6 protein-coding genes are annotated in these 9,259 nt (G+C 65.1%); 5 read left to right on the forward strand and 1 reads right to left on the reverse strand.

What is annotated here, in order from left to right; genetic code table 11:
* The first annotated feature begins 173 nt into the window (after positions 1-173).
* The 5 genes from pvdM to V9K84_RS13030 all read left to right on the forward strand — a co-directional run bounded on the left by pvdM (position 174) and on the right by V9K84_RS13030 (position 8,232).
* The gene (gene pvdM, locus V9K84_RS13010; protein WP_043863160.1) at positions 174-1,520 is read left to right on the forward strand and encodes a pyoverdine-tailoring dipeptidase-like protein PvdM; all 1,347 of its coding nucleotides are present in this window, start codon (positions 174-176) and stop codon (positions 1,518-1,520) included.
* A gap of 19 nt (positions 1,521-1,539) precedes the next feature.
* Complete coding sequence (locus tag V9K84_RS13015) at positions 1,540-2,829, forward strand: aminotransferase class V-fold PLP-dependent enzyme (RefSeq protein ID WP_088515652.1); 1,290 nt, start codon at positions 1,540-1,542, stop codon at positions 2,827-2,829.
* A gap of 76 nt (positions 2,830-2,905) precedes the next feature.
* A complete protein-coding gene (locus V9K84_RS13020; RefSeq protein WP_088515709.1) occupies positions 2,906-3,778 on the forward strand; it encodes a formylglycine-generating enzyme family protein in 873 nt (290 codons plus the stop codon).
* A gap of 36 nt (positions 3,779-3,814) precedes the next feature.
* Positions 3,815-5,464 carry a cyclic peptide export ABC transporter gene (locus V9K84_RS13025; RefSeq protein ID WP_088515651.1) on the forward strand — a complete coding sequence of 550 codons (1,650 nt, stop codon included), beginning with the start codon at positions 3,815-3,817 and terminating at the stop codon, positions 5,462-5,464.
* Between the two features lie 290 nt (positions 5,465-5,754).
* On the forward strand, positions 5,755-8,232 hold the full coding sequence (locus tag V9K84_RS13030) for a TonB-dependent siderophore receptor (RefSeq protein ID WP_088515650.1): 2,478 nt from the start codon (positions 5,755-5,757) through the stop codon (positions 8,230-8,232).
* Positions 8,233-8,303: 71 nt separating this feature from the next.
* Here the strand turns inward: V9K84_RS13030 and V9K84_RS13035 are convergent, their stop codons facing one another.
* Positions 8,304-9,257: an alpha/beta hydrolase gene (locus V9K84_RS13035; protein ID WP_088515649.1), complete on the reverse strand. Its 954-nt coding sequence runs from the start codon at positions 9,255-9,257 to the stop codon at positions 8,304-8,306.
* Positions 9,258-9,259: the final 2 nt, after the last annotated feature.

Genomic DNA, 9,259 nt, shown 5'->3' on the forward strand with positions numbered 1-9,259 from the left:
GGCGTTGTCGAAGCTAGAACGTTGTGCACACAGGGAAATTTAGCCAGCAAGCGGCCCCGGGCGGCCCGCGCAGGGCGCAGGCGACGGCTAAATTTCTGCCGATTGCGCTCGTCCTCACCAGATAGCAAAGGCCTCGTGCCTGAACCTCGACGGTGAACCTGACTGAGACCACGATGACCACACCACGCTGGAAAAAAGCCTTGTACATCAGCCTGGCCACCGCGCTCACCGCCGGTGCCGGGGTGGCCGCCTGGACCTACTTCGGCCCCAGCGCCGGCTACCCCCGCGAGGTGGTCAAGCAGGCCAATGAACTGCAGGATCGCCTGCTCTCGTTCGACAGCCACATTACCCTGCCGGCCAACTTCGGCATGGAAGGCAATGAAGCCGACAAGGAAGGCAGCGGACGCTTCGACCTGGTCAAGACCGCCCGCGGGCGCCTGTCCGGCGCCGCGCTGACCATTTTTGCCTGGCCCGAAATGTGGAACGGCCCCAACGGTCCGCACCGGCCCACCGAAGGCTTCGTGCAGGAAGCACGCAACCTGCAGGAAGTGCGCTACAAGTCGATCATGGCGATGGTGCGCGACTACCCCAACCAGGTGGCCATCGCCTACACCCCACAGGACATGCGGCGCCTGCACGGCGAAGGCAAGTTCGCGGTGTTCATCAGCATGCTCAACGCCTACCCGCTGGGTACCGACCTCGACCTGCTCGACCTGTGGGCCTCGCGCGGCATGCGCATGTTCGGCTTCAGCTACGTGGGTAACAACGCCTGGGCCGACTCCTCGCGCCCGCTGCCGTTCTTCAACGACACCGCCGACGCCCTTGACGGGCTGTCGCCCCTGGGCCGCCAGGCGGTACAGCGGCTCAACGACCTGGGCGTGATCATCGACGTCTCGCAGATGTCCACCAAGGCCCTGGAGCAGGTGGCCCGGCTCAGCCGCACGCCGCTGGTGGCGTCCAACTCCGCCCCACGGGCGATGGTCGACATCCCGCGCAACCTCAGCGACAAGGAGATGCAACTGATCAAGGACAGCGGCGGCGTGATCCAGGTGGTGGCCTTCTCCACCTACCTCAAGCCCCTGAGCCAGAAGACCCAGGACAAGCTCAACGCCCTGCGAGCGCGCTTCGACCTGCTGCCGCTGCCCAACCTGGCGGTGGCCCTGATGCCCGGCGACCCGATCATCGCTGCCTGGCCCGAGCAGCGCTTCGGCCAGTACGCCAGCGAGCTGTACGGCATTCTCGAAGAAGAGCCGCCGGCCTCGCTCAAGGAGTTCGGTGACGCCATCGACTACACCGTGCGCAAGGTCGGCATCGATCACGTTGGCATCAGCTCGGACTTCAACGAGGGCGGTGGCGTGGACGGCTGGCGCGATGTGGGCGAAACCCGCAACGTCACTGCCGAACTGCTCTCACGCGGCTACTCCGAGGCCGATATAGCCAAGCTCTGGGGCGGCAACTTCCTGCGGGTGTGGGAACAGGCGCAAAACGCCGCCCGCCCTGTAGCCGCCTCTTCCCGTTGACTCGCCAGCGAGCCCCGTCATGACCGATCGCCGCACCCTTCTCAAGTACGCCGGCCTGCTGGCCGCCAGCCTGCCGCTGGGCAGCCAGCTGTTGCCCGGCGCCCTCGCCGGCCCGTCCCTGCCCGGCAACGGCAGCGATGCCTGGGCCGGCTTTCGCAGCCTGTTCGAGCTCGACCCCGATTACGCTCATTTCGCCAACTTCCTGATCACCTCCCATCCCAAGCCGGTGCGCGATGCCATCGAAGACTATCGCGCAAAACTCGACCGCCACCCCGCGCAATGGGTCGACTGGGAAACCCAGGCCGAATGGAAGCGCGAAGGCGAAGTGCGCGACTGGGCCGCCCGCTACCTGGAGGTCAAGCCACGCCAGATCGCCCTCACCGGCAGCACCACCGAGGGCCTGGGCCTGATCTACGGCGGCCTTAAGGTGGCCGCCCACCAGGAGATCCTGACCACCGAACACGAGCATTACTCCACCCGCAACAGCCTCGCCTACCGCGCCACCCGCGAGGGCACCCAGGTGCGCAAGATTCGCCTGTTCCGCGACCCGCAGCGGGTCTCGGACGACGAGGTACTGGGCAACATCGCCGCCGCGATCCGCCCGTCCACGCGGGTACTGGGCATGACCTGGGTGCACTCGGGCAGCGGCGTCAAACTGCCCATCGGGGCCATCGGCGAGCTGGTACGCGAGCGCAACCGCAACCGCGACGAGCAGGACCGCATCCTCTATGTGGTCGACGGCGTGCACGGTTTTGGCGTGGAAGACATGCGCTTTGCCGACCTCAAGTGCGACTACTTCATCTCCGGTACCCACAAATGGATGTTCGGCCCGCGGGGCACCGGCATCATCTGCGCTGCCTCCACCGAGCTCAAGGACCTGGTGCCGACCTTCGCCACGTTCTCCGAGAACGAGGACTTCGCCACCATCATGAGCCCCGGCGGCTACCACGCCTTCGAGCACCGCTGGGCCCTGGGCAAGGCCTTCGAGTTGCACCTGCAGGTGGGCAAGGCGCCGATCCAGGCGCGCATCCACGGGCTGAACGACTACCTCAAGCAACGCCTGGCCGAGTACAAGGCGATCGAACTGGTCACCCCGCGCAGCCCGCGTCACTCGTCAGGCTTCACCTTCTTCCGGGTCAAGGGCCAGGACGCCGACGAGGTGGCCGTGTACCTGACTCGCCACCGCATCGTGGTGGATGCGGTGTCCCGCGACGTGGGCCCGGTGGTGCGCGCTGCGCCCGGCCTGCTCAACACCGAAGCCGAAATCGATCGCCTGATCAGCGTGCTGGGCCAACGCCTGCGTGCCTGATCGCGCCCTTTCATCTTGTAGCCAACAGCTGACGGAACCTGCCATGCCTCACCATCGTTCAACCCCGTACCCGCGCATGTCGCGCACCCTTGCACAGCTGTCGTGCAGTGCCGCGCTCGGCCTGGCACTGTGCGCGGGCGCCCACGCGGCAGATTCCCCTCGCCAGCCCGGCCAGGTATTCACCGACTGCAAGGACTGCCCCGAAATGGTGGTACTGCCCGCCGGCAGCTTCACCATGGGCACCGAGCCCGGTGAGACCGGCCGTGAGGACGACGAAGGGCCGCTGCACACCGTGACCTTCGCCAGGCCCTTTGCCATCAGCCGCTACCAGGTCACCGCCGGCGAGCTGGACGCCTACATCCGCGAAACCGGGGTGAAGATCGCCGACGGCGACACCCGACCCGGGCGTGCCTGCACCGCCAGCAAGCCGACCTACAAACAGGGTCCGCGCCAGCCAGCGGTGTGCGTCAGCTACTTCGACGTGCAGGACTACGCCCGGTGGCTGTCGAAAAAGACCGGCCACACTTACCGCATGCTCAGCGAGGCCGAGCGTGAGTACGGCGCACGCGCCGGCTCGCGCGGACCGTTCCCGTTCCCGTTCGATGACAATGACGAAAAAAAGTACAGCATCGCCCGGCACGCCAACACCTACGGGCCTGCCGACGGCTACTCGTACACCTCCCCGGCAGGCAGTTTCCCGCCCAATGCCTTCGGCGTGTACGACATGCACGGCAACGTCTACGAGTGGGTCGCCGACTGCCTCAACACCAGCTATGAAGGCGCCCCCGCCGACGGCAGCGCGTGGCTGACCGGCAACTGCGACATCCGCATCATGCGCGGCAATGACTGGGGCGAGGCGCCGGTGTTCTCGCGCTCGGGCAACCGCAACAGCCGCGCCCCCGATGTACGCGGCGACTACCTGGGTTTTCGCGTTGCCCGCGAGCTCTGACCGCCCCCTCAACCACGTGTGATTCGGGAGACTCGAATGACCAGCAAACCTCGCGGGGCCATCAGTGAACTGTTCGGCCTGCTCAAACCCTTCTGGCCGCTGGTAAGCCTGTCGATCGGCCTGGGCATGCTCGGCGGCCTCAGCGTCACCGCGCTGCTGGCCACCATCAACAGCGCCCTGCACAACGAAAGCGGCCTCACCCAGGGGCTGGTGCTGGGCTTTGCCGGGCTGTGCCTGATGGCCCTGCTCAGCACCATCCTGTCCGATATCGGCAGCAACTACGTGGGCCAGCACATCATCGCCAGGCTGCGCCGCGAACTGGGCGAAAAGGTCCTGGCTGCGCCCATCGACCAGATCGAACGCTACCGCAGCCACCGCCTGATTCCGGTGCTGACCCACGACGTCGACACCATCAGCGACTTCGCCTTCGCCTTCGCGCCACTGGCGGTGTCCCTCACCGTGACCCTGGGCTGCCTGGGCTACCTGGCGAGCCTGTCGTGGCCGATGTTCCTGGTGATGCTGCTGGCCATCGGCCTGGGCACGGCGATGCAGTTTGTCGCCCGCGCCTGGGGCATGCGCGGCTTCGAGGCCGCGCGTGAAGCCGAGGACGACCTGCAAAAGCACTACAACGCGATTGCCGAGGGCGCCAAGGAACTGCGCATCCACCGCCCGCGCCGCCAGCGCATGTTCCTGCACGGCATCCGCAACACCGCCAACCGCATCTGCGACACGCAGATCCGCTCCATCAACACCTTCGTGATCGCCAAGAGCCTGGGCTCGATGCTGTTCTTCGTGGTCATCGGCCTGGCGCTGGCGTTGCAGTCCTGGTGGCCCAGCGCCGACAAGACGGTGATGAGCGGCTTCGTGCTGGTGCTGCTGTACATGAAGGGCCCGCTGGAGCACCTGATCGGCACCCTGCCGATCATCAGCAAGGCACAGATCGCCTTCCGCCGCATTGCCGAGCTGTCCAAGCAGTTCTCCTCCCCCGAGCCCCACCTGCTGCTCGACGACCAGAGCCAGCCCGCCACCGCGCTGCACAGCCTGGCACTGAACCAGGTGAGCTACAGTTTTGCCCCCGTGCCGGGCAGCGAGCCATTCCGCCTGGGCCCGGTGAACGTGCACATCAACCAGGGTGAGATCGTGTTCATCGTGGGCGAGAACGGGTGCGGCAAGACCACCCTGATCAAGCTGCTGCTGGGCCTGTACGCCCCGCAGTCGGGCAGCATCGAGCTCAATGGCCAGGCGGTGACGGCGACCAACCGCGATGACTACCGGCAGATCTTCACCACCATCTTTGCCGACTACTACCTGTTCGACGACGTGATCCAGGGTGACAAGCCCGTGCCCGAGGATGCTGCGCGCTACCTCCGGCGGCTGGAGATCGACCACAAGGTCAGCATTCGCGATGGCGTGTTCAGCACCACCGATCTGTCCACCGGGCAGCGCAAGCGCCTGGCGCTGGTCAGTGCCTGGCTGGAAGAGCGACCGGTGCTGGTGTTCGACGAATGGGCGGCCGACCAGGACCCGACCTTCCGGCGAATCTTCTATACCGAGCTGTTGCCTGACCTCAAGCGCCTGGGCAAGACCATCATCGTCATCTCCCACGATGACCGTTACTTCGACAGTGCCGACCAGCTCATCCGCCTGCAGGCGGGCAAGGTCGTCAGCGAGTTGCAACCGGCCTGAGCCCTGCTCCCTACGCGCTCGTTCGCCGGCAAGGCCGGCCCCTGCGGGGGCTGGCTTTTTTGTTGGCCCGGCAGAAGATGCACTGATGCCAACACGCCTTCCAGCAGCGCTCCCCGCTAAATCCCCCTCCCGCTACATCGTCTGAAAGCTATAGGCCACCACCCGAAAGGTAATGAGAAGTTTTTTTATTTCCGGTTTTTCAGCGGTGGCGCGTCTTACCCACATTCGAAAAAAAAATGCTGACACTTACCTTCCCAATCACTTGAGCCAACTACGACAAGAGCATCGCCATGCCAACACCACACCGCTTGCTGCCCCTGACCACAGCGCTGCGCCTGCGCCACGCCTTCAAAGCCACGCTGCCCGCGGTCGGGCTGGGCATGGCGTTCACCCTGGCCGCACAGGCACAAACACAGGAATGGCAACTGGACATTCCCGCCGGCCCCCTCGGCCAATCGATCCAGGAACTGAGCCGCCAGACCGGCCTGCAGATCCTGTTCAACCCCGAAGAGATCAACGGCCTGCAAGCCCATGCCGTCAAGGGCCGCTACGCGCTCGACCAGTCGCTGCAGATCATGCTGCAAGGCACCGGAGTGCGCTACAGCGTGCAGGACAACGCCATCTACTTCAGCGGCGCACGTTCGGCGGCCGACGCCGACCAGATCAACCTGGAACCGTCGCTGGTGTCCGGCAAGCACACTGAATCGGCATGGGGGCCGGTGCAGGGCTATGTCGCCAAACGCAGTGCCACCGGCACCAAGACCGACACCTCGATCCTCGAAACCCCGCAAACCATCAACGTGGTCACCCAGGACGAAATCAAGGCCCGCGGCGCACTCTCGGTCAACGAAGCCCTGCGCTACACCCCCGGTATCCAGGTAGACGGCTTCTCCACGCGCATCAAGTCCTTCGATGAAGCCACCTCGCGCGGCTTCAGCCCGTCGCCGCAGTACCTGGACGGCCTGCACCTGCCCTATGGCGGCGGCAGCACCGGTGGCGCCCTGCAGATCGACCCCTACCTGCTGGAGCGTGTCGAAGTCCTGAAAGGCCCGGCCTCGGTGCTGTATGGCCAGAACCAGCCCGGCGGCATCGTCAATATGGTATCCAAACGCCCCACCGCCGACCCGCTGCACCAGGTAGTGCTGGGCACCGGCAGCTACGATCGGCGCTACGGCGCGTTCGACTTCGGCGGCGCCATCGATGACCAGGGCACCTTCCTGTATCGGCTCACGGGCCTGGCCAACGACTCCAATGGCGAAATCGACTACACCAACCAGAAGCGCATGCTCATCGCCCCGAGCCTGACCTGGAACATCAGCGACCAGACCAAACTCACGTTCTTCGCGCAGTTCCAGAAAGACAACGATTCGCCCAACGCCCAGGCCCTGCCGGCGATCGGCACGGTACTGCCCAACCCCAACGGCAAGGTGCCACGCCACCGTTTCAACGGCGAGCCCGACTTCAACTCCTATGACCGCGATCAGTACGCCTTCGGCTATGAGCTGTCCCACGAGCTCAACGATGTCTGGACACTCAAGCAGAATGCCCGCTATGCCTACGTCGATGACCATTTCATCGGCGCCTTCAACGGCTGGAGTTTTGCGACCAACCCGGCCACCGGCCTGAACGACCAGCGCTTGCAGGACCGCTACGGCGTCGACTGGAAGCAGACGAACAAGGTCTTTGGCATCGACAACATCGCCCAGGCCATGTTCGACACAGGCGAAGTCGCCCACACCTTGCTGCTGGGCCTGGACTACTACCACTTCAACTCCCAGTTCTACGGCCGCTACGACACCACGCCGCCCCCGCTGGACCTGTACGACCCGCACTACGGACGCCCGCTTAACTTCAACAAGTCCGGGCCCGGCGCCTGGGACAACACCGTCACCCAGACCGGCCTCTACATCCAGGACCAGCTCAAGTGGGACAAGTGGTTCCTCACCCTCGGTGGTCGCTTCGACATCGCCGAGACCAACAACAGGACGCCCCTGTCCAGCGGCCAGCCTGCGACGCAGAAAGACCGGGAGTTTTCCGGGCGCGCCGGCATCGGCTACCTGTTCGACAACGGCATCACCCCCTACATCAGCTATTCCGAGTCGTTCCTGCCGGTGCCTGGCACAGACCGCAACCGACAGTCTTTCGAGGCGTCCACCGGCGAACAGTATGAAGTGGGTGTCAAGTACCAGCCACCAGGCTCCGAGAGCTTCATCCAGTTGTCGGCGTACCAGATCGACATGAAAAACGTGCTCACCTCCGACCCCACCGACTGGCGCTACAGCCAGCAGTCCGGTGCCCTGCGCTCGGTGGGTTTCGAGCTTGAGGGCAAGGCCAACCTGAGCGAGAACCTCAACATCATCGCCTCGGTCTCGCGGGTCGACGCCGAGTACACCAAGAACAACGACGGCCAGAAGGGTCGCCATCCGCGCGGGCTGTCCCCGATGACCGCCTCGGCCTGGATCGATTACCAGATGCCTGCCAGCACGGCACTCGCCGGCCTGGGCTTTGGCGTCGGCACCCGCTATGTACGCAGCAGCCCGGGCACTGCAACCGACTTCAACGAGTTCAGCGTCCCCTCGTTCACCGTCTACGACGGCATGATCTCCTACGACCTGGGCAAATCGCCGCTGCAGATCAAGGGCGTGAAGGTCCAGGCCAACGTGGAGAACCTCAACAACAAGCACTATGTCAGCCGTTGCGTCGGTTTCTGGGAGTGCTACTACGGCCAGGGCCGTACCGTCACTGCCAACCTGACCTACGACTGGTAAGCGTCTGTCACCCACAAAAAAGGCCCTTGCGGGCCTTTTTTCATGACGTCAGAACGGGGCTCGGCAGGTGTTCAAGACCTCTGCAACCAGCGCTCGACATCCGCATAGATACCCTCCACCCGCGACGATGAAATACCGCCCATGCGCAGAAAATCATGGGTCAGGCCCTGCTCCACACACAGCGTCACCTCAGTGCCCGAGGCCTTGAGGCGTTCGGCGTAGGCCTGGCCCTCATCGAACAGCGGGTCATACTCGGCCAGGCTGATGTAGGTACGCAACTGCGGTTGGTCATGCGCCGCCAGCAACGGTGAGGCGCGCCAATCGGTACGCTGCGCGGCATCGGCGCAGTAATGCCGGTTGAACCACCTCAGGGTGTCACGCTCGAGCAGGTAGCCCTCGGCATAGCGTTCATGGGAGCCACGCTCAACGCTGATATCGGTCACCGGGTAGAACAGCAGTTGCGCCTGCGGCATCAGCCGGCAGGCGCCCTGCTGCGCGCTCATCGCCAGTACCGTGGCCAGCGTGGCGCCGGCACTGTCGCCGGCAACGCTGACCTGCCGGCTGTCGATGCCCAGTGCCCCGGCATGCTCGGCCAGCCAGTCGGCAGCATCCAGCGTGTCGTTGACCGCCGTGGGAAAGGGGTGCTCCGGCGCCAGCCGGTAGCCCAGCGCCAGCACCGCATGGCGGCCACTGGCAGCCAGGCGACGGCATACCGAGTCGTGCGAGTCCAGGCTGCCCACCACGTTGCCGCCCCCATGCAGGTACAGGATCGCCGCCTGATGCTGCGGCGTGTCCTGCGCCTGGCGATACAGGCGCAGTTGCAGGGCCTGGCCGTCACGGCTGGGCAGGCTCAGCGAGCGAACCTGCAGCGCAGCGGGCGGCGCGGGGTCCAGTATCGCCGAGGCCGCTTCAAAATCGGCACGCGCCTGTGCCACCTCCAGCTCATGCAGTGCACGGGTCCTGCCGCTCAGGCGTCCCATCTCGGCCAGTTCCAGAAAGCCTTCCAGGTCGGGGTCCAGGGCCATCG

Origin of the sequence: Pseudomonas sp. AE27 (genome assembly GCF_037113495.1) — a bacterium.
Classification (GTDB): domain Bacteria; phylum Pseudomonadota; class Gammaproteobacteria; order Pseudomonadales; family Pseudomonadaceae; genus Aquipseudomonas; species Aquipseudomonas palmensis.